The 20,805-nt window shown below is 63.1% G+C and carries 16 protein-coding genes; 3 read left to right on the top strand and 13 right to left on the bottom strand.

Going from position 1 to position 20,805, the window contains the following annotated elements; all coding sequences use genetic code 11:
* Positions 1–3 precede the first annotated feature (3 nt).
* From ACR65N_RS06510 to ACR65N_RS06490, 5 genes are read right to left on the bottom strand one after another with little or no spacing between them, the layout of a single operon-like run.
* Entirely contained in the window at positions 4–930 is a 927-nt protein-coding gene (locus ACR65N_RS06510) for an N-carbamoyl-D-amino-acid hydrolase (RefSeq protein ID WP_440456272.1), read from the bottom strand.
* 26 nt (positions 931–956) lie between these two features.
* Positions 957–1,622 (bottom strand): amino acid ABC transporter permease, encoded by a 666-nt coding sequence (locus ACR65N_RS06505; protein WP_440456271.1) that lies wholly within the window; start codon positions 1,620–1,622, stop codon positions 957–959.
* A gap of 2 nt (positions 1,623–1,624) precedes the next feature.
* Positions 1,625–2,302 (bottom strand): ABC transporter permease subunit, encoded by a 678-nt coding sequence (locus ACR65N_RS06500; protein WP_430306647.1) that lies wholly within the window; start codon positions 2,300–2,302, stop codon positions 1,625–1,627.
* Positions 2,303–2,308: 6 nt separating this feature from the next.
* Positions 2,309–3,052 carry an amino acid ABC transporter ATP-binding protein gene (locus tag ACR65N_RS06495; protein ID WP_440456270.1) on the bottom strand — a complete coding sequence of 248 codons (744 nt, stop codon included), beginning with the start codon at positions 3,050–3,052 and terminating at the stop codon, positions 2,309–2,311.
* Between the two features lie 56 nt (positions 3,053–3,108).
* Positions 3,109–3,954, bottom strand: coding sequence for a transporter substrate-binding domain-containing protein (locus tag ACR65N_RS06490; protein ID WP_440456269.1), 846 nt, complete (start codon positions 3,952–3,954; stop codon positions 3,109–3,111).
* 301 nt (positions 3,955–4,255) lie between these two features.
* Here ACR65N_RS06490 and ACR65N_RS06485 point away from each other — a divergent pair, with 301 nt between their 5' ends.
* A complete protein-coding gene (locus ACR65N_RS06485) occupies positions 4,256–5,125 on the top strand; it encodes a D-amino-acid transaminase (RefSeq protein ID WP_440456268.1) in 870 nt (289 codons plus the stop codon).
* A 65-nt stretch (positions 5,126–5,190) separates the two neighbouring features.
* Here the strand turns inward: ACR65N_RS06485 and ACR65N_RS06480 are convergent, their stop codons facing one another.
* The 4 genes from ACR65N_RS06480 to ACR65N_RS06465 are packed head-to-tail and all read right to left on the bottom strand — an operon-like array spanning position 5,191 to position 9,768.
* Positions 5,191–6,351, bottom strand: coding sequence for a hypothetical protein (locus ACR65N_RS06480; protein WP_440456267.1), 1,161 nt, complete (start codon positions 6,349–6,351; stop codon positions 5,191–5,193).
* A gap of 15 nt (positions 6,352–6,366) precedes the next feature.
* Positions 6,367–7,680, bottom strand: a complete 1,314-nt coding sequence (locus ACR65N_RS06475) for an HlyD family type I secretion periplasmic adaptor subunit (RefSeq protein WP_440456266.1) — start codon at positions 7,678–7,680, stop codon at positions 6,367–6,369.
* Positions 7,681–7,689: 9 nt separating this feature from the next.
* A complete protein-coding gene (locus ACR65N_RS06470; RefSeq protein WP_440456265.1) occupies positions 7,690–9,393 on the bottom strand; it encodes a type I secretion system permease/ATPase in 1,704 nt (567 codons plus the stop codon).
* Between the two features lie 51 nt (positions 9,394–9,444).
* The gene (locus tag ACR65N_RS06465) at positions 9,445–9,768 is read right to left on the bottom strand and encodes a hypothetical protein (protein ID WP_430306640.1); all 324 of its coding nucleotides are present in this window, start codon (positions 9,766–9,768) and stop codon (positions 9,445–9,447) included.
* Between the two features lie 569 nt (positions 9,769–10,337).
* On the opposite strand from ACR65N_RS06465, the gene ACR65N_RS06460 reads away from it, so the two are divergent.
* Entirely contained in the window at positions 10,338–11,933 is a 1,596-nt protein-coding gene (locus tag ACR65N_RS06460; RefSeq protein WP_440456264.1) for an alpha/beta fold hydrolase, read from the top strand.
* Positions 11,934–12,034: 101 nt separating this feature from the next.
* On the opposite strand, the gene ACR65N_RS06455 is transcribed toward ACR65N_RS06460, so the two are convergent.
* From ACR65N_RS06455 to denD, 4 genes are all read right to left on the bottom strand, one after another.
* The gene (locus tag ACR65N_RS06455) at positions 12,035–13,735 is read right to left on the bottom strand and encodes a sensor histidine kinase (protein WP_440456263.1); all 1,701 of its coding nucleotides are present in this window, start codon (positions 13,733–13,735) and stop codon (positions 12,035–12,037) included.
* 127 nt (positions 13,736–13,862) lie between these two features.
* Complete coding sequence (locus ACR65N_RS06450; protein ID WP_440456262.1) at positions 13,863–17,141, bottom strand: DEAD/DEAH box helicase; 3,279 nt, start codon at positions 17,139–17,141, stop codon at positions 13,863–13,865.
* 166 nt (positions 17,142–17,307) lie between these two features.
* On the bottom strand, positions 17,308–18,201 hold the full coding sequence (locus tag ACR65N_RS06445; protein ID WP_440456261.1) for an NAD(P)-dependent oxidoreductase: 894 nt from the start codon (positions 18,199–18,201) through the stop codon (positions 17,308–17,310).
* Positions 18,198–19,181, bottom strand: coding sequence for a D-erythronate dehydrogenase (gene denD, locus ACR65N_RS06440; protein ID WP_440456260.1), 984 nt, complete (start codon positions 19,179–19,181; stop codon positions 18,198–18,200). The genes ACR65N_RS06445 and denD overlap by 4 nt, the downstream gene beginning before the upstream one ends.
* Before the next feature lie 173 nt (positions 19,182–19,354).
* Between denD and ACR65N_RS06435 the strand changes: the two genes are divergently transcribed.
* Entirely contained in the window at positions 19,355–20,800 is a 1,446-nt protein-coding gene (locus ACR65N_RS06435) for an FAD-binding oxidoreductase (RefSeq protein WP_440456259.1), read from the top strand.
* Positions 20,801–20,805: the final 5 nt, after the last annotated feature.

Raw genomic sequence — 20,805 nt, 5'->3', positions numbered from 1 at the left:
TCCTCAGACCTCGACGATCGCTCCGGTCTGCGATGTTATCCGACCATAGTGCTCGATGCGACGGTGGCGGGCGAAATCGAAGATCGTCGTCTTGCCGAACGCGCATTTGTCGAAGTCGCAGTCCGCGAGGATAAGTTCGTCATCCTCGGTCTGCGCCCGGGCCAGCACGAAACCATCCGGATCGACGATGATCGATCCGCCCATCAGCGGATGGCCGTCCTCGATGCCGGCCTTGGCGACACCCACCACATAGGTGGCATTCTGATAGGCGCCTGACTGCAGCGAGAGGTCGGAGTGAAACAGCCGCTTCTCCACGCCTTCGGCATCCATCTGGCTGTTCACCGCCGGCGTGTTGTAGCCGATGGTCACCAGTTCCACGCCCTGCAGGCCCATGCAGCGATAGGTCTCCGGCCAGCGGCGGTCGTTGCAGATCGCCATTCCCATGATGACGCCTTCGTTGCGCCAGACGTTGAAGCCGAGATCGCCCGGTTCGAAATACCGCTTTTCCAGATGCTGGAAGGCGCGCCCGGTGTCGTACTCGTCATGCCCGGGCAGGTGGACCTTGCGATATTTCCCGACGATCTCTCCCTTGCGATTGGTGAGGATCGACGTGTTGAAGCGATGACCGTCCGGTGTCAGTTCCGCGTATCCGAATGTCATCGCAACGCCGAGTTCGCGGGCGCGCTCGAAGAGCGGCATCGTCGCGCCGTTCGGCATTTCGCGCTCGAACCAGGTATCGACCTCGTTCCAATCCGGCATATACCAGCGCGGGAAGAAGGTGGTCAGCGCCAGCTCGGGATAGACGACGAGTTCGGCTCCCTTGTCGGCCGCCATGTTCATCAGGTCGATCATCCGCGCCACGACGGCTTCGCGGCTTTCCGCCCTCTGGATGGCGCCGAGCTGCGCACCGGCAATGATCATTCGGGTCATGGTATTATCCTTCCTGAATTCTCTCGTCACATCGCAAGCTTGCGCTGGAAGCGGCTGACGAGCCGCACCACGGGCCAGAGGATGACGAGGTAGATGAGCGCTGCCAGAACCAGCGGCGAGGCGTTGTAGGTGATCGATCGAGCCATGTTGGCGTTGTAGAGAAGCTCCGAGAGCGACACGACAGAGGCAAGCGAAGTCAGCTTGACGACCTCGATCGTGTTCGACAGGAGGTCCGGCAGCACGTTGCGGATCGCCTGCGGCAGCACCACGGAGGTCAAAGTCTGGGTCTTTGTCAGGCCGGTCGATCGCGCCGCTTCCCACTGGCCCTTGCCGACCGAAAGGATCCCGGCGCGATAGACTTCCGCATAGTAGGCGGAATTGTTGAGAAGGAAGGCAAGCGCTACCGCGGCAAACGGCGAGATCTCGACACCCGCAAATGGCAGGCCCGAATAGATGAAGATCAGCAGCACCAGCGGCGGCAGCGCCCGGAAGACATCGGTAAAGACGATGGACGGCAGCCGCAGCCAGCGTCGCGGGCTGAGATTGGCAAGGGCCACCATCAACCCGCCGGCCAGACCGAGCAGGATGACCGCGGCGCAGAGCTTTGCCGTCATCCACAAGCCCTGCAGCATCAGCGGCAGCGTCTTGATCATGATGGGAAGGTTGAAGAACTGATCGGCAAGGCTCTGCATCGTCATCTCCCGCGCCGCTGCATCTGCCGGCCTTCGTAGGCGCGGGCGACGAACACCAGCGGCAGGAAGAGAAGCAGATAGGCGATGGCCGCCAGCGACAGCGGCGTGGCGCTGCCCGAAAAGCTCTGCGCCGTCGTTGCCGCCGACAGGATTTCCGAGACACCGATTACCGAACCTAGGGCGGTCATCTTGGTGATCGCCAGAACACGGTTGACGAGCGGCGGCGTGGCGAGCCGAACCGCCTGTGGTAGCGCGACGTAGAAGAGCGTTCCGCCGAATCCCAGGCCCGTCGAGATCCCAGCCTCCCACTGACCCTTTTCGACCGACGAAAAGCCAGCCCAGAAGATCTCCTCGGCGAATGCGGCAAGCGTCAGTGCCAGGACGATGAACAGCACCATCGGGCCGGACAGCCTTATGCCAACGCCGGGCAGCCCGAAGTAGAGAAGGAGGATCAGCACCAGCGGCGGCAGGGCGCGAAAGATGTCGGCAAAGCAGATGATGAAAAAGTTGCACAGGCGGATCCCGCAGGTGCGCAGGCACGCAAGGGCAAGCCCGGCCGCGACCCCTGCCACGACCACGGCCAGCCCGATCCAGACGGCAACCAGCACGCCCGCCAGGATGTCCGGCAGGTAGCGTTCCATGACGACGGGGTTGAAGAAGGTCTGAAGAAAGTTCTGCATCGACGCCTACCGCCTGACCCGCGACAGGAAGGCGCGCGTGCGCTCGGCCTTCGGCGCTCCAAAAATCTCGTCCGGCGTGCCCTCTTCCAGGATGACGCCTTCGTCCATGAACACGACACGATCGGCGGTTTCGCGGGCAAACTCCATCTCGTGGCTGACCACGAGCATGGTCATGCCCTTCGACTTCAGGTCCTTCATGACGGCCAGCACCGATCCTACCAGTTCCGGATCGAGCGCCGACGTCGGCTCATCGAACAGCATCACGAGGGGATCGAGGGCGAGCGAACGGGCAATCGCCACGCGCTGCTGCTGGCCGCCGGAAAGTTCGGCTGGCATGGCGCTCGCCTTGTGGGCAAGGCCCACCCGTTCCAGCATGTCCATGGCACGGGCATCGGATTCTTCCACCGAACGGCCGAGCGCCTTGCGCTGTGCCAGCGTGACGTTCTTCAGAACGCTCATGTGAGGATAGAGGTGGAAGCCCTGGAAGACCATGCCGACCTTCAGCCGCATCAGATCGAGGTCTCGCCGCGTTCCGCTCATGATGTTGCGGCCATCCACGACGATGTCGCCGCCGGAAGGCTCTTCCAGCCGGTTGCAGCACCGGAGCATCGTACTCTTTCCGGAGCCCGAAGGGCCGATGACGAAGACGAGTTCGCCGCGCGCGGCCTTCAGGTTGATGTCCCGCAGGATGGTATTGTCGCCGAAACGCTTCTGCAGTGAAACGATCTCCAGCATGGGCCGGTTGGTCATCGGGCGCTCCCTGACGCTTTCGGCGGCAGGGATCACCCCGCCGCCGGCAGCGCTGCTCACTTCAGTTCGCAGGACGGCTGATGATCGTCTTCGACATAGCCTTCAAGGCCCGGCACCCCATAACCCTTGGTGGGCGTGACGATCGTCGTGCCGGCTGCCGGCTCGACGCCGAACCACTTCTTCGAGAGCTCGGCCATGGAGCCATCGATCTTCAGGCATTCGATCGCCCGGTCGATCATCTTGCGCCCTTCCAGATCGTCCTTGCGGAAGGCCAGCCCCCAAACGAGCCCGGTCGGGTATTCGTAGGAGAGCTTCACCTGCGGGTTCTGCTTGGCAGCCCACGCGGCAACCGTTGCACCGGCCAGATTGGCATCGGCGCGGCCAGCGACCACGGCAGCGACCGCATCGGTATTGGTGCCGTAGCTCTCGATCGTCCAGCCGTACTGAGCCTGCCGCTCGCGCAGGAAGCTGTCATAGGCCGAGCCCTTGTTGACCGCGATGGTCTTGCCCTTGAGGTCGTCCAGCGATGCATAGTCCGGCGCATTGGCCGGCACGACGAAGGCGAAGTTGGTGTCCATGAAGCCTTCGGTGAACAGAAGGTTCGCCGCGCGTTCGGCGTTGACCGTCACCGGCGCGGCCAGAAAGTCATAGGTCTTCGCCTGGAGGGCCGGGATAAGGCCCGAGAACTGCGCCGATGTCAGCTCGATCTTCTTGCCCAACCGTTCGCCGATCAGGTTGACGAGGTCGACGTTGAACCCTTCGACCTTGCCGTCGAGCGTCGGCATGGCGTGCGGGGCAAAGGTGCCGTCCAATGCCGTCTTCAGAGTTCCTTCAGCATGTGCGGTGCCGATGGCAATACAGAGTGACAGTCCGGCGATACCGGATTTCAACAGGGTCTTCATTCCGTTCTCCTACTGGAAGTGCCGGTTTTCCGGCTTGTTATGGAGCGGATGATTTCACGCAGCCTGCCGCACCGCAATATAATTTCATATTATTATCTGAATTGAATTATTCGGAATTCGTATAGGAGAGGCGGCATCGATCCTGTTTGATTCGGAAGTGAATTCAGACAGTTAAAAGTTATTCCGGTCACTGGATGCTTCGCGAGCCGGACGGGCTCCAAGCAGTCCTAGCACAGCCCTCCCTTGTGCACGGATTTTGGCGATGCAAAAATGGCGACAGAAATTCAACATGAGGACGATGATGAGCAGGACCGTTTACCTGAATGGGGACTGGCACGCGGAAGCGGATGCGAAGGTCTCCGTGTTCGACCGCGGCTTTCTGTTCGCCGACGCCATCTACGAAGTCACGGCCGTGATCGACGGAAAGCTCATCGACTATCCAGGACACGCCGCACGACTGAAGCGTTCGCTCACGGCCCTCGACATCCCCATGCCTGTGGAAGACGATGAGTTGCTGGCGCTCCACAAGGAGATCGCCCGCCGTAACGGGATCACCGAGGGGCTGATCTACCTGCAGGTCTCGCGCGGCTCCCAGGATCGCGACTTCGTCTTCCCCTCGGATCTGAAGCCGACGCTGGTGATGTTCACACAGGCAAAGCGCGTTTTGGACAATCCGAAATGGAAGACCGGGCTTTCGCTTGAGACGGTCGCCGAAGGTCGCTGGTCGCAGCGCCAGATCAAGACGGTCCAGCTGCTCTACTCGTCGCTGATGAAGACAGAAGCCGCTCGCCGGGGGTTCGACGACGTTCTGTTCGTTGAGGATGGCCATATCACCGAAGCCAGTTCGGCCAACTTCCACATCATCACAAGGGACGGGACGCTGGTGACTCGCGACCTGTCGAACGTCCTCCTTCACGGCATTACCCGTGGCTCGATTCTTGACCTTGCCCAGCGCGCCGGTCTGAAGGTGGAGGAACGTGCCTTCACGGTAGACGAGGCCAGATCTGCCGCCGAAGCCTTCCTCACCTCTGCGACGAGCTTCGTGATGCCGGTCGTCAGCCTCGACGGACAGCCAATCAACGGCGGTGCCGTCGGCCCGCAGAGCCAGCGGCTGCTCGAACTCTACATCAGCGAACGTCTGCAGGGCGGCGATCCGATCGCGGAGACCTGATCGACGCTGACCGGAGGCGGCCGGCATTGATTCTCCATGTCCGGTTGGACGCCGGGAATCCGGGCTTACACGAGATGCAGCGCGCTGCTGCCATGGAAGATGCCGGTGAGTTCCTCGGCTCCAGTCAGCGGCTGACCGAGGAATCCCAGATCGGCGGGCTTTGTGACATCGGCCATCGTATCGACGGTTGCGCCGATGTCTGAGCCGCCACCGTCATCATAGAAGACCTGGGTCAGGATGCCCTTCTCGCCGTCGGCCCCGCCGAGAACGGAAGAAGGGATCGCGGCAACATCGGACACCGCCCCGGCAAAACCGGTTGTGATCGCGGTGGCGCTCCCGGTGAGTTGCCCCACCAGTCCGTCGGCAGCAAGCGGCGGCGGATCGAAACCCGTTTGGCCGTCGAGAAGATCGATCACCGGAACCGAAGCGACGACCTGCTGAATGTGTCCGGTAGCGTCCTGCACATGACTGACAAGGTCAGGCAGAGCCCCGACGGTATCCTGCACGGTTCCGGAGATCGTACCGAGCATATTTTCGACCGCATCAGCGGCAAGATGTACCCCGGCCCCGATGTCCGACAGGTCGCCGGCGCCGGGGATCTGCGCGCGGATGCCTTCGACGATGCTTGTTGCCGTCTGCAGGATGTCGCGGGCAAGCACGTCGCCGATCCCATCGCCGTCACCGCCCTGAGCGGCGGCAACCACCGACTGGACGCTGGAGGCGATCTGTTCGGCGACCCGCGTCACGACCTCATCGGGAACCGCTTGAACATCCGACGCTCCGTCGGGCGAGATGGCCTGGGTCGCCGTCAGCTCAGGCGCACCCGTCTCATGCTGGTCTGCCGCCGGTGCAACAGCAGGCGCTGCGGCGAAAGAGACCGGCGTGGAAGCATCGGTTTGGGAGCCCGGGTGGTAGCCTGACGAAAGCTGCATGCCCGGGACCTGAAGCTGCTGATGAGTGCCGTCTGCGAGCAGTTCCAGACCACGAACGGTCGAACTGGACTGACCGCCATCGTCGGCAGGTCTTGTCGCGATGTCTGTCTTCGGTGCCGGGCTTGTGCCGTTCGCGGCATGTGTTTCGCCCGCCTGCAGCACGCCGAGCGTTGCGGCGCCTGCCGCTGCGAGGAAGGCCGTCGTATCTACCGGCTTGCCGGCATTGAACACAGAATTGCGCGCCACTTCGTTGCGGTCGCGATACGCCTCCTTCTGCGTCTGTTTCCTGCTCATATCGATCTCCATCCATCAGCGCTCGCGAAAGGCGCCGCTTATCTCATCCATCAACGGACTGGTCAGATAACTCACCAGCGTCCGGGGCCTGGTCTCGACGATCACCTGCACCGGCATGCCCGGCTGCAGCGAAAGCCTCGCGCCATCGACGTCGGCGCGGTTGAGCGAGACCTGAACAGCATAGTAGCGCTCTCCCGAGCCATTCTCGGCGAGACTGTCGGCGGAAACCGTGGTGATCTCGCCGCCGATCTTCGGCCGCATGTTGCGCGGCACGCCGATCAGCCGCACGTCCGCTGCCTGGCCCTTGCGGACGTCGCTGATGTCGGACAGCTTGAGTTTCGCGTCGACGAACAGCGGGTCGTCCTGCGGCACGATCTCCATCAGCGAGGATCCCGCCTGAATGACGCCGCCGACGGTGAATACCGTCAAGCCGACGACGTTGCCGGTGGCGGGCGCGCGGACCTGGGTTCGCTCCAGCATATCTTTCGCTGTATCCAGATTGGGCTGGAGTTCGGCAAGGCTGGCATCGACCTCCTGCAGCCGCGTCGTGACTTCCGCCGTCCGCTCCCGCTCGATCTGGGTGATCTTCAGCCTCGCTTCGCCGATCTTCGCCTGCGCTGCCGCGAGTTCCGAACGGCGCGCCGAGAGTTCCGCTTGCGCGGTATCGACGCGTCCCTCCAGAGCAAGCACCCGACTGCGCGAGACAGCGCCGGACTGCAGCAGGTTGCGTCCGCTTTGAGCCTCGTTCTCGGCAAGCTCCACCTGCCGCCGCAGACCGTCTATCTCGGCCTCGAAGCCCCGCGCCTGCTCTTCCGTCTGGCGGATCTGGCTGCTGACGGAATCGACATTCGCGGCATACTGTTTCTGCCGCGCCTGCATCAGGGCAGCCTGATTGTCGATGAGCTGGCGCGCATCGCCTTCGGCCACGGATCCTTCCAGCACTTCGCGGAAGTCCGGTTGCTGGACGCCGTCCCGCTCGGCGATCAGCCGGGCCCGTTCCGCCAGCAACGTCACCCGGCTGTGCTGTAAGATGCTGTATTTCGCACGGGGCTCGGCATCCGAAAGCGTCATCAGCACGTCGCCGCGCTGGACCATCTGCCCCTCGCGCACGTCAATGGTCTCGACGACGCCGCCGTAAGGATGCTGGACCTTCTGGCGCCGTCCCTCCACCTGCAGGCTACCGCTGGCGATCACGGCTCCCGAAAGCGGCGCGGTGGCGCCCCAAGCACCGAGCAGCACGACGAAGGCCGCAATGGCAGCCAGCCCGTAACGCGCGGGCCGCCAAGGATTGGAGTAGTCCTGGCGAGACGAAGCCGGTTTGCGAGCCATCACCATCTCCTATGCCGCCGTCACGGGCGCTGCAGGTTCGACCATGGTTTCCTTAATGTGCGCATAGACCTCGTCCGGCGCGCCGTACCGCTCAACCCGGCCCGCCCGCATGAACATCAGCCGGTCCATCACATCGAGCACTGCCTGGCGGTGCGTGACGACGATCACTGTCGATCCATGCTTCTTCAGCGCCTCGATGGCTGCCCTAAGCCCCATCTCGCCCGCCGTATCGAGATTGGCGTTCGGCTCGTCGAGGACCAGCAGCGACGGCGCGCCGATCAGGGCTCGCGCCAGGCCGAGACGCTGGCGCTGACCACCCGACAGACCGACGCCCTCGGGCCCGAGTTCCGTGTCGTATTGCTGCGGCAGGGCCATGATCATGTCGTGGATACCGGCAACCTTGGCTGCACCGACGATCTTCTCGATTTCCGGCGTGCCGAAGCGCGCGATGTTTTCTCGCACCGTACCGGCAAACAGCCCAACATCCTGCGGCAGATAACCGGCCTGCTGACCGAAGCGCGTATGATCCCACTTCGTGTATTCGATGCCGCCATAGGTCAGGGTGCCGGCGTCGGGACGCGTGGCACCGGCGAGCAGGCGCGCGAGAGTGCTCTTTCCCGAACCGCTGGGGCCGACGATGCCGACCGCACAGCCGGCCGGGATATCGAACGAGACGCCTTTGAGCACGGGCTCCCTGGCATTCGGAAACCTATAAACGATCTCCCGCGCGCTCAGCGCATTGCCGGCTTTTGGCACAATCGTGTGGACATTGCTTTCCGGCATGTCGAAGAGCAGCTTGTTGACCTCGCCATAGCCCAGCCGTGCCTCGGAAAACTGCTTCCAGGCCGCGACGCCCTGCTCCACCGGTACCAGTGCTCGTCCCATGATGATGCTGGAGGCGAAGATCGTGGCCGGTTGGATTGCGCCGTTGATCACCAGCCATGCACCAGTGCCCAGCATGCAGGCCTGCAGCATCAGTCTTGCGAAGCGGATCGCCGAGGAGATCGTCGCGTTCCGATCGCTGGCAAAAGCTTGCGCCGTCAGCATCCGGTCGCGGTTGTCCAGCCAGTGGCGTTCGATGGACGGCTGCATTCCCATGGCCTGGACGACGTCGGCATGGCGCAGGATGTTTTCGGTAAAACCATAGGAGCCGTTGGCCGCCTCCTCGGCCATCTTCAAGGTCGGCCGGGTCAGCTTCTCGTTGAGAAGCGCAAGGCCGAACAGGCCAATGGCGCCGAGCGTCGCTATGCCACCCAGCAGCGGATGGATGAAGAACAGCAGCAGCAGATAGAGCGGGATCCAGGGCAGGTCGAAGGCGAAGTAGATGCCGGGCCCGGTGACGAAGGAGCGGAACTGGTCGAGCTGGCGCATCTGCTGCGAGCCGCGCGAAAATCCCTGATAGGCCGACTTCGCCACGAGTGCGCGAAACACGCGGCTGGCCATCTGCGTGTCGAACCTGATGCCCGAACGGATGAGCAACTGCGAGCGGGTCGCATCAAGCGCGCCCATCGTCAGCAATGCCAGTGCCAATACCAGGGTCAGCAGCAGCAACGTCGTAACGTTCTCGCTCTCCAGCACCCTGTTGTAGATCTGCATGAGATAGAGCGGCGAGCTCAGATAGAGCAGGTTGATGAAGCCGCTGAACAATCCCGCCACCAGGAACTGGGGCGCCAGCTGCCGCAACGCGTCAGCCACTTCATTTCTTGTCTGCATATTAAGGCCCACCTGAGAGAAGCGGCGGGACCGAAGTCCCGCCGTTCCATTTTAGACGAGGCCGCCGAGCAGACCGCCGCCGCTTGAATCGGTGTCGGAGTAGTCGGCGCTGTCGCTCATGTCGCTCGACCAGTTTTCGGTCGGAGCCGACGCGTCGAGGCCAAGGCCGTCCACGAGAGTAAAGTGGCTGTCGTTCGCGCTTACATCCTCGCCGTTGCCGTCAGACGAGTAATCCGACGACGAGAAGCTGAGGATGTCGCCCGTCTCGACAGACAGGCTGGGATCGGTTGCGAAGGACGAAGTATTGTCAGACTCGTTGATCGAGCCGGATTCCTGGCTACCGTTGCTTCCCAGAAGTTCGTCGATAATAGACATGTTATAGTTCCTTACTGGTTCGTTACGTTCGCCACCGGGACCATTCGGTGCCGCTGACATGTATAGAACCAGAGGCCTTACATATTGTTTCCGAAATATTCGCCAAGGTTTGAGGTGATTTTGTGGAGATTACGGCCAAAACTTGATTCACCATATCGAGTATGCCGTAAGCGAGGGGTTTCCGTCCATCGATGCTTCGCGAAGTCGTTCGATACACTGCCGGCCCTGGGGGCCATTGAGGTACATCTACACCCGCAACAACATCTGCGAGTTCCTCCTGATGCGACACGAACTTCCTTGCGCCGTTCGGATATTAGCAACCCAACTGTCAGCTAGGCGTCAGGTTTCGCGCCTAGCCTGTCAAAATCGGTGCCGGAGGAGAATGGCACCGAGGAGGATATCCATGACAACAACCCTTGGCCGGCTGCTGCGTTACGCATAGCCGTATTTCCACGTCCCATGCTCGCACACCCCGTCGCAGCCGCTCGCTGCCGCGCGCGATCAGTTGCGACATGCGGCGGATTTAGTCCGAACACATCCCGGCAGCGATCCCGCAGAAAAGGAACCCCATGAAACAGACAATCGCCCTCGCCGCGCTCTCGCTGGCGTTCATGCCGATGCAAGCCGGTGCACAGGATGCAGGCCAGAAGATCGTCAACAACGGCACTCCGACACCCGATTGCAGCGTGCATGTGAATGTCGACCGAAACGCCAGCCTGCCGGGCTACAAGGCGAAGTGGGACGACACCGAGGTGTGCCTGCCCTTCACCCCGACCAACCAGCTCGTCCCGGCCGGCACGACGGCGTCGCAGTTCTACATCGACGAGTTCTCGGACAGCCGCGTTCGCGAGAAGTGGGCGGCTTGCAAGGCCGATACCGCCTGCCGCGAGAAGACCATGACGGCGGCCAAGGGTTTTGCAAAATTCGAGCCGCGCGACACCGGCACGGTCGACAAAAAAGGCGTGATCGATTTCGATGGCAATGTGGACCTCGCATCCATTCGCCGCCCCGCCTATTTCGGCAAGGGCGCCTACTCCGAGGAGATCGCCAAGTCCGATCCGGCCGCCTATGTGGTGGAGTTTACGGCACCCCGTGACAGCTACGAGATCCAGCACCTCAAGCTTTCTGGCGATATCAAGGTGCGCGGCTGGTATCTGAAGGGCGCCGGGATCACCGACGAAGCAGGCAACAAGCAGCGCGCGCTGGTAATCCTGAACAATGGTGGCGGCGGCGAAGTGACCGCCATCGACGATCCGGCAACGGCTCCCTTCAGCATCGACAAGGCGACCGGAAAATATACGCCGGCCGCCAGAGACAGCCTTTCGGAAGAACCCGGCATGCGCCACTGGCGCGGCTTCCTGCGGGATTTCAACGCTGCCGGCTTCGACGTGCTGATCACCGACCGCCGCGGCAACGGCATCTCCGGCGGCCGCAACGGCTTCAACACGGCCGAGCAGGCGAACGACATGTTCCGCGAACTTGAGCAGCTGGACAGCGGGAATGGCCTTCGCGTCCTGGGTCCAGATGGAAAGCTGGTGGCGGGGCAGGATGCCGCTAAAGTGCTGCTCGACGGCAGGTCGGCGCGTGATGTTCCGGTTGTCGTCGGCGGCTATTCGCGCGGCTCGTATGCGACGCAGTGGTTCATGCACAAGAACTTCGTCGAGGACTGCAACTACGATCTCGCTACCCCCGTCTGCGAGGCAAAGCGCGGCTTGGACAACGTCAAGGGCGCCATCCTTTACGGCCCGAATTCGGCAGGCCTCGGATATCGTCTGGCCGGCCACGATGCCGTGGAAGGCGCCCTGCGCGTTGAGTTCAACACGACCTACTACGTCGATTCCGGTGTCTTCGCGAATGTCGACAAGTGGCCGGCGCTGCAGATCGTCAAGGGTAGCTGGGACTATGTCGAAGGGCTCGAAGGATCGTTCGCCACCTATCAGCGGGCCTCCGGATTGAAGGATATCTCCGTCTTCCTCGGTCCGCACATCCTGCAGACACAGAACCCCGAGACCATGGCATTCGCCGGAGAGCGCATGGTCGCCTTCGCCAAGGCCGCGGCGCTTGGCCAGAAGACGGTGCCCGGCAGCGTCGAGCCGAAGACGCTGAAGGACCTCGTCACCTCGGTGCCGCACCATTGGGAACTGTCGATGCAGAAGCAGCAGTAGCGCTATAGTGCCTGAACGGGCTCCGGCGGGCACTCCGCCGGAGTTTATCCAAGTCGTGTGGAGCATGATCTTGGGAGGCCCGGCGAACGCCGGTCGGCCGTTCAGGAGGCGAGACGCATCCGGAACGTGAAGCAGGTCTCCGCATCATCCGACCGGACATCGATCCTGCCGCCGTGGGCCTTGGCAATTTCTGAGGCAATGTAGAGACCGAGCCCCAGCCCCTGGACGCCGGACTTCGCATCGCCACGGCGGAAGGGATGAAAGAGCATCTCGATCTGGTCGGCAGGGATCGGACGTCCGCCGTTGCTGACGGATACCTCTATCTCCCCATTCACCATCAGTCCTGAGACGTTGATCGGCTGACCTTGCGCGCCGTGGGTGATGGCGTTGGAGAGCAGGTTGGAGAACATCTGTGCCATACGCATGTGGTCGAGCTCGACGTTCTGACCGAACGCGAAGGAAGCATTGACCTCCCGGTCCGGATAGGCGGCCTTCAGTTCATCCGTCGCGTGCTGGAGCGTCTCATTGAGATCACCATCCTGAACGTTGAGAACAATGCCCCCACCAAGCCGTGACCGGGCCAGATCAAGGATGTTGTCGACCAGGCCGGACATGCGGGAGATGCTGGTCTTCATCAGCTTGAGGATCAGCGGGCTGCGCTCGGTGAACCCTTCCTTGATGAGCCGCGATGTCCCGGCATTGACGGCGGCGATCGGGTTTCGGAGGTCATGGCCGAGCACGGCGATGAACTGCTCGCGAAACAATGCCAGTTCCCGCTCCTGCGACAGCGACGCCTCGGTCGCCTTCAGCCGCTCGTCGGCATCGAGATGATGGGCAATCAGTTCGGCAAACAGCTTGAATGCACCGAGCACCTGGGGATTGTTGACGGTCGCGGGATTGGGATCGATGGCGCAAAGGGTGCCCCAGAAGCTCCCGTTGCCCAGGATGATCGGCACCGAAATATAACCACGCAGCCCGTAGATGCGCGGCGTATGGTGATCGCAGTAGACGGCATCGGCAGTCGCATCGTCGAAGACGACTGGCTGGCGATGGTCGCGAATTTCGTTGCACAGCGTGCTTTCGATTGGCAGTTCGTCGCCCGGACCGAGCCCGAACCCGACGTGATCGAGCGCGCTGCAGGTAACCCATCGGCTGTCCGTCACCCGCGCAACGGCGGCAAATCCCATGCCCGTCATCCGCAGAACGACGTCAAGGATGGCCGGCACCGCGGCGATGCCGGAGACGGTTGCGATATCTCGTGAGAAGTCGCCCACTCTCTCTGCCGGAGCGGTAACCGCGTGGGCCTGAAAGCCGATGTTCTCGACAGCGATGGCAGCGGCTTCCGCCAGCGCCTCGAGCGTCTCGACTTCCCATCGCGACGGCTCGTAGGTCTGAGACCAATAGGCCCCGATCGCGCCGACCGGATCTTCAGCCCGGATCGGCGCCATCGCAACCGCGCGGACGAACGTCCGTTGGTAGAGTTCCGTGGGAATACGAGGGTCTTTCGCAATGTCTGCGATCACGACGGTCTGCCGGTGGATCATTGCCCAGCCAGAGACACAGGTTGAAATCGGAAACTTTTGCCCTTTCCAGAGCGGACCGATCGCATCTTCATCGACATAATGGCAAAGGTCGCCTTCCCGGCGAATGACGGCAATCCCCTCGCAGCCGATCAACAGGCGCGCGCTCGCACGGATCGTCTCGACCATCTCCTCAATGCTGCGAGAACGGGCGATGCGCGACGCCGCCTTCGTCAGGCTGGCGAGCGGGGTCGAGCGGTCAGTGATCTGATCCAGAGCCATTGTCGTCCTTTCTACCAAGGAACGATGGGCGGTCGTGCTTCGGGCCCATCATCTTCGCATGATACGGCCCGAACGGAAAGCGAAACCTGACAATGGATCTGGATGGTCCGGCCCGCCGACAGCCCGCTTATGGATCAGACAGGAGCGTCTCGACCAGCGCCATCCTCTCTGCCGGCGTCGCCGTAGCCTGCTCGAAGATCAGCCGGCCGTCGCGGAGGTCTGCATTGTTGGATCGCGTCAGCAGCTTCAGCGTCCTTGCTGCGGGCTTTCCGTTAAATGTAAGTGCAAGCGCACGCGGACCACCATCCACCTTGGCTATGCCAAGCCGGGTGGCCCTGATGCGCAGCCGGGCGAGGCGAAACAGCGTCGAGACTTCATCCGGCAGTTCCCCGAACCGGTCCTCGAACTCTTCGACGAAACGGTCGATCTCCGCCTCGTCCGCGGCTCGGAACAGGCGGGCGTAGAGGTTGAGCCGCAGGGCGGCGTCCGACACGTATTCCTGCGGGATGGTACCGGCAATTCCAAGGTTCAGGGCAGCAGCCTGGTCCTCCATTGACGTCGACTTGGCCGAAGCCTTGACTGCCCGTTCGAGGAGCTTCTGATAGAGACTGACGCCGATCACCCGCATGTGGCCCGCCTGGTCTTCGCCGGCAATATCCCCGGCACCCCGCAGATCGAGATCCTGCATGCTGATCGCAAGGCCGGCGCCGAGACGGTCGTTCTCCACCATCGTTGCGAGCCGCAACCGAGTCTCCTCCGGGAGCTCGTCGCTCTCGGTGGTAAGGTAAGCCATGCCCTGAGCCTTGCCGCGTCCGACACGGCCGCGCAACTGATGCAGTTGCGCCAGGCCGAAGCGGTCGGACCGCCAGATGAAGATCGTGTTGGCGCGCGGCACGTCGAGACCGCTTTCGATGATGTTGGTGGACAGCAGCACGTCGCCGTCACCATCGGCGAAGCGGACCATGACCTCGTCCATCTCCGCAGCTTTCATCTTGCCGTGCGCGACGCGGAGCGACAGTTCCGGTACGATTTCCCCGAGCATCGTACGCACAGGATCGAGGTCCTCGATCTGCGGCACGACGAGGAAGCTCTGGCCGCCGCGACGATATTCGCGCATCAGCGCCACCCGCATCGCCGCGCGATCAAGGGGAGTGAGCGAGGTCCTCACCGGCCGCCGCTTCGACGGGGCGGTTGCCAGGATACTGACGTCCTGCACGCCGATCATCGCCGATTGCAGCGTCCGCGGGATCGGTGTCGCCGACATGGTCAGCGTGTGCAGGAGCGGCGCCATCGCCTTCATCGCCTGCTTCTCGCGCGTTCCGAAGCGGTGCTCTTCATCGACGATCAGGAGGCCGAGATGCGCAAAACGCATGTCCTTCGCGAGGATGGCCTGGGTCGCCACCACAATGCCGATCGCTCCGCTGGCGAGACCCTCCTTGACCTCCTTTGCCCGCTTCGGTTCGACGACCCGAGACAGCATTGCGACATCAATTCCGGTGCCTGCAAACCGCCGCTCGAAGGTGGTGAAATGCTGGCGGGCAAGCACAGTGGTCGGAGCGATGAGAACGACCTGGCCACCCGCAAGCGCGACGGCGGCGGCGGCACGCAGCGCGACCTCGGTCTTGCCGAAGCCGACATCGCCACAGATCAACCGGCTCATGACGGTGCCGGAGGCGAGGTCCTGCAGCACGGCGTCGATCGCCGCAACCTGGTGGGCGGTTTCGGCATAGGGGAACCGCCGGGCAAATTTTGCGTACTCGGCGCGCGGCGGCACGAAGGCTTCAGCCTTGGCATCCCGGCGCTGCTTGGCAAGCCGCATAAGATGGCGGGCAGCGGTGCGGATATCCGTGTCGATCTCAGCACGGCGCTTCGACCAGGCTTCGGTGTGCAGCCGGTCAAGCGTTACGGCTTCCGGTTCCGATCCGTAGCGCCAGAGCTTGCCGAACTCGTCCATCGGCACGAGCAGTGACGCGCCATCGCGGTATTCGAGGCGTGCCGCATCCCGGACGACATCTTCCACGGTGACGGTATCGAGGCTCTTCAGCACGCCGATGCCGTGGTCTTCGTGAACCACGACGTCTCCCAGCTGAAGCTCCGGCTCGGCGAGACGCGCCGCAACCTCCGTCGCTTCCGCCAGTTCGCCGAGGATGTCCCGCACGGTGACGACGCTCAATGGCCCATCCGCAAAGCCGCGATCCAGCGGGCATGCAAGCTTCAGGAGAGCACCCGGATCCTGCGCCGCCCATTGCTTGAAGGTCGCGAGCGGCTGAACCCTGGTGTCCGAGTCGCGCTCCAGACGCCTTGTCAGACGGTCGACATTCTCGCCGCTGCCGGTCAGCACGACGGTGCGCCCCGACTGCTTCTCTTCCCGCACAAAGCTTAGGAACATACGGCGAGGGTTGGCGTCGTCGCTGAATGTCGGAAGCGCTCTGGCCGCGCTGAAGTCGAGATCGAACCGGGACCAATCGCTGACGGCACTCGTCCACCCGGATCGGTCGAGATACAGCGAGTGCGCGATGCTTCTGTCCTCGCCATCGAAACGCCGGCGCGCCTGACGCGCCTCCTCAATGATGTCGAGATAGCTGCTGAGCCTGTCGTCATAGCCGTCCTCGAAAGCGATGTCGGCATCGCCGACCAGGTCGAAGACCGTCGGAAGCTCGCCATACACCTGGAACAGCCGACGCTCCGAGACGTCGCATTGCGGCACTGCCTCGTCGACGGCCTGTAAGTCGGATTCCAGGGTAACCGCTTCCGAGGCCGGTCCGAACACCATCACTTCGCCGTTGTTCGTCGTTCGCTGGGTCCCCGGGTCGTAGGATCTCAGCTCCGAGATCGTCGTGTCCTCATCGAGGATGATCCGCATCGGCACCGACGCACCGGCGGGGAAAATGTCGATAACATCGTCGCGAAACGCCAGTTCGCCGGGCTCGTCGACAATGCCGTCTTCGATATATCCGGTGCGCCGGACAAACCGGTCGAATGCCTCGCGATCGAAAAGATCTCCGACGGCAAGCTTGAACCAGCTATCCCGGACGACCGGCGCCGGCGGCACGCGTTGAAGGCCCGCGTCGAGGGAGGTGATCAGCAATCGCGGTTTCGTCGATGGCTGCAACCAGACGCGCAGCGCATCCATCCGCCGTCCCATGGACTGTCTGGACGGGGGCACCCTGTCATAGGGAAGACAGTCCCAGGGTGGCAGGACGACGATATCCAGATCCGGATCGAGGCAGCGGATCGCATCGGCGATCCTGCCGGCGGAACTCTCGCTCAGCGCCACGTAGACGCGCGAACGGTTGGATGTCTCGAATGTTTCGATGAGCTTAGCGGCAATCAGCGCAGCGGCGGGCCTGCTCGTCGGCTTTGGTCGATCCACCTCAGCCCGACCGGGATACTCTATTACGCGCAACGCAACCTCCAACCCATTTCGCCCTATTCAGGAGGCGCCGGCACATGCCGTGCCCCTAAACCAAGCCAGGTGGATGATGGTTCCGTGGACTTTGACGCGTCCGACACTGCTTCGGTAGATACGACCGGCCGGCAGGATGATGCCGGCCGGTCGCAATCTTGCAGCGTCAGACCTTGCGGTTCAGGTCTTCAAGATGGAGCAGCAGGCCGCTATGGTCCTTCTCGCCACCACCGCCGGAGACGAAGTCGGAATATTCCGCCTGAACTGTGGTGGTCAGCGGAAGCTGTAGTGCAAGCTCTTCGGCGAGCGCGATGACGGCGTTGAGATCCTTCAGCTGGTTCCTCGACGAGCCGCCCGGCTCGAAATTGCGGTCCACCATGCGCTGGCCATGCAGTTCCAGGATACGGCTTTCGGCGAATCCCCCCCGGATCGCATTGCGGAAGGCTTCACGCGAAGCGCCGCCCGCCTCGACGAGGATCATCGCCTCGGCAACCGCGCCGATCGTCACCGCGACGATCTGCTGGTTGGCGAGCTTGCACACCTGACCGGCGCCGCTCGGCCCCACATGCGTCACGCGGCCTAGCGCGGCGAACACATCGCCCAGTTCCTCGACGACAGCGGCATCGCCGCCCGCCATGATCGCCAGCGTCCCGGCTTGCGCTCCGACGACGCCGCCGGAAACCGGGGCGTCGAGGTGCCGGATGCCACGCGCACCCAGCCGCGCCGCGTGACCGCGGGCGATCGGCGGGGCGATGGAACTGGTGTCGACGACGATGGCGCCGTTCTTCAGGGCATCGACGACGCCCGCGTCGAACAGCACCTCGCCGACCACCCCGCCGTCGGTCAGCATGGTGAACACTACGTCCGCTTCCCGCACCGCCTCGACCGGGGACTTGGCGACGGTTGCCCCGTCCGCTGCAAGTGCCTCGGCCTTGGCCGGGTCACGGTTCCAGACCGTGAGCGGATAGCCGGCTTTGGCAAGCCGGCTGGCCATCGGCGCGCCCATCAGTCCGGTGCCGAGAAAGGCGATCCGCTTCTTCGATGAGGCGTCCGAGGTCATAGCTTGCCTCCCAGCTCATCCTCGATGTGTACCTGGATGATTTCGTCGAAGTTCTTCTCCGAGGTGAAGCCGAGTTCGGTCGCGCGCTTGGCCTCGAAGCCGGGCGCCCAACCGGCGACCATTTTCATGATCGCTTCGTCCGGCTGACGGCGGATCAGCTGTACCGCCTTGTCGCCGGCGACCCGCCGCAGCGCCTCGATCTGCTCGCCGACCGTCGCACTGACGCCCGGCATGGACAGGCTGCGGCGCCAGCCGAGCCTCGACAGATCGAGCCCTGCACCGTGGATCAGGAACCCGACGGCCGAGCGCGGCGACGTATGCCAGTGGCGGACCTCGTCGGACACCGGCAGGATCGCCTCCTGGCCGACGAGCGGCTCGCGCAGAATGCCGGAGAAGAAGCCGGAGGCAGCCTTGTTCGGCTTGCCGGGACGGATGCAGACCGTCGGCAGGCGGATGCCGATGCCATCGAAGAAGCCGCGGCGGCTGTAGTCGGCCAGCAGCAGCTCGCTGATCGCCTTCTGCGTGCCGTAGCTCGTCAGCGGCGTCAGGTGATACTCGTCCGGGATCGGATAGGGCAGCGGCGCACCGACGACGGCGATCGACGAGGTAAACACGACGCGCGGAAAATAGCCGTCCGCCTGGTTTGCGATGCGGATGGCGTCGAACAGATAGCGCGTGCCGTCGAGGTTGATCCGGTAGCCCTTGTCGAAATCCTGCTCCGCCTCGCCGGATACGATGGCCGCGAGATGGAAGATGACGTCCGGACGCGATGCGATCAACGCTTCCGCTTCGCCGGGCGCGCTGAAATCGCATTCGCGTGCGGCAACGCTTCCGGCAAACCCGGCCGGCGCGTCCGGTTTGACGACATCGACCAGCGTCAGCGCGTCGATGGGCTGGCCATTCACGCCGCCTTCCGAAACCAGACGCTGGGTCAGCTTGCGGCCTACCATGCCGGCAGCACCGATAATCAGGATATGCATGTCTTCCTCCCATACAGCCGTGGATGCACCACGACTTTCTCCTTGTAAGGTTGTCTGATAACCCTGTATGCTTCGCTTGAAAACAGGTTTTTTGCCTCTGGCCCAACCAGGCGCAAGAAACACGCATGCGGCCTCGGACTGGCATTGCAGATCCCGAGGGAGGAGAGGAACCGATGACTGAAGCACCGCGCTCGATTGCCGAGCAGCGCCTTTCGCTATGCTCCGTTCTGGGCGAAGACCTTGTCCTGACCGGATCGGAGGACATGCTCCGCTATTGCCGGGACTGGCACGGCGACGTCACCACCGGCGCGGTCGCGGTCATCCGTCCGAGAACGACGCAAGACGTCCAGGCCGCTGTGAAGGCCTGCCGCGAACTGGGCCTGTTCATCGTGCCGCAGGGTGGCAATACCGGCCTTGTGCTCGGTGCAACGCCCGACGACCCGGAACGCCAGGTGGTTCTGACTCTGGAGCGGATGAACAAGATCCGCAACATCGACAGCGACGATTTCTCCGCCGTTGTCGAGGCGGGATGCATCCTGACTGAACTCAAGGATGCGGTAGCGGCGAAGGGCATGTTCTTCCCGCTGGCGCTGGGCGCCCAGGGCAGCTGCCGCATCGGCGGCAACGTCTCGACCAATGCCGGCGGAATCAACGTGCTGCGCTACGGCATGACGCGCGAGCTGGTGCTCGGCCTCGAGGTGGTTCTGCCGGACGGCAGCGTCTTCGACGGCCTCTCGACGCTGCGCAAGGACAATCGCGGCCTCGACCTCAAGCAGCTGTTCATAGGCGCGGAAGGCACGCTCGGCATCATCACGGCGGTGTCGATCAAGCTGACGCCCTACCCCGACAATGTTGCCACCGCACTCGTGGCGCTGAATTCGCTCGACGACGCCATCACCCTCTACCGCCGGGCGCGGCGCGACTGCTGCGACCTGATGTCGGCCTTCGAATTCATGCCGCCGCTCGCCTTCACCCTGGCACAGGAAGCCATGCCCGATCTACCGATCCCGCTTTCCGGCGAGTTCCCGGCCTATGTGCTGATGGAGATCTCCGGCTCCGGTCTGGTGGATATCGACGACCTCATGCACCGCTTCCTGGAAGGCGTCATGTCCGACGGTCTCGTTGTCGATGGCACGATCGCTACATCACAGGCACAGGCGCGCAATCTGTGGCTGATCCGCGAGGGCATGAACGAGGGCCAGGCCAAGCGCGGCAGCCATATGCGCACCGACATCTCCGTGCCCCTGTCGCGGCTCGCTTCCTTCGTCGCCGATGCGGAGGCCGCCGTCAGCGCGGCACTTCCCGATTGCATCAGCGTGTCCTACGGTCATGTCGGCGACGGCAACGTCCACCTGAACGTCCTTCCGCCGAATGGCGCGACGCCAGAGGAACGCAACGAGCGGATCTACAAGGCGAAGAAGGTCGTCAATGTCGTGGTCGACCAGTACCGTGGCAGCATCAGCGCCGAACACGGGATCGGCCGCCTGAAGCGCGACGACTTCGAGGAGCGTCTATCGGAAACAAAGCGAAGCCTGCTGGTCGCCATAAAGAAGGCGATCGACCCGGATCTCATTCTCAATCCGCATTGCCAGATCGATCTCGCTCCGGCTAATCACTAGGCCGG

The organism is Rhizobium sp. SAFR-030 (assembly GCF_059415005.1).
The sequence above is the reverse complement of the archived record's forward strand: the minus strand, read 5'-3'. Positions and strand labels throughout refer to the sequence as shown.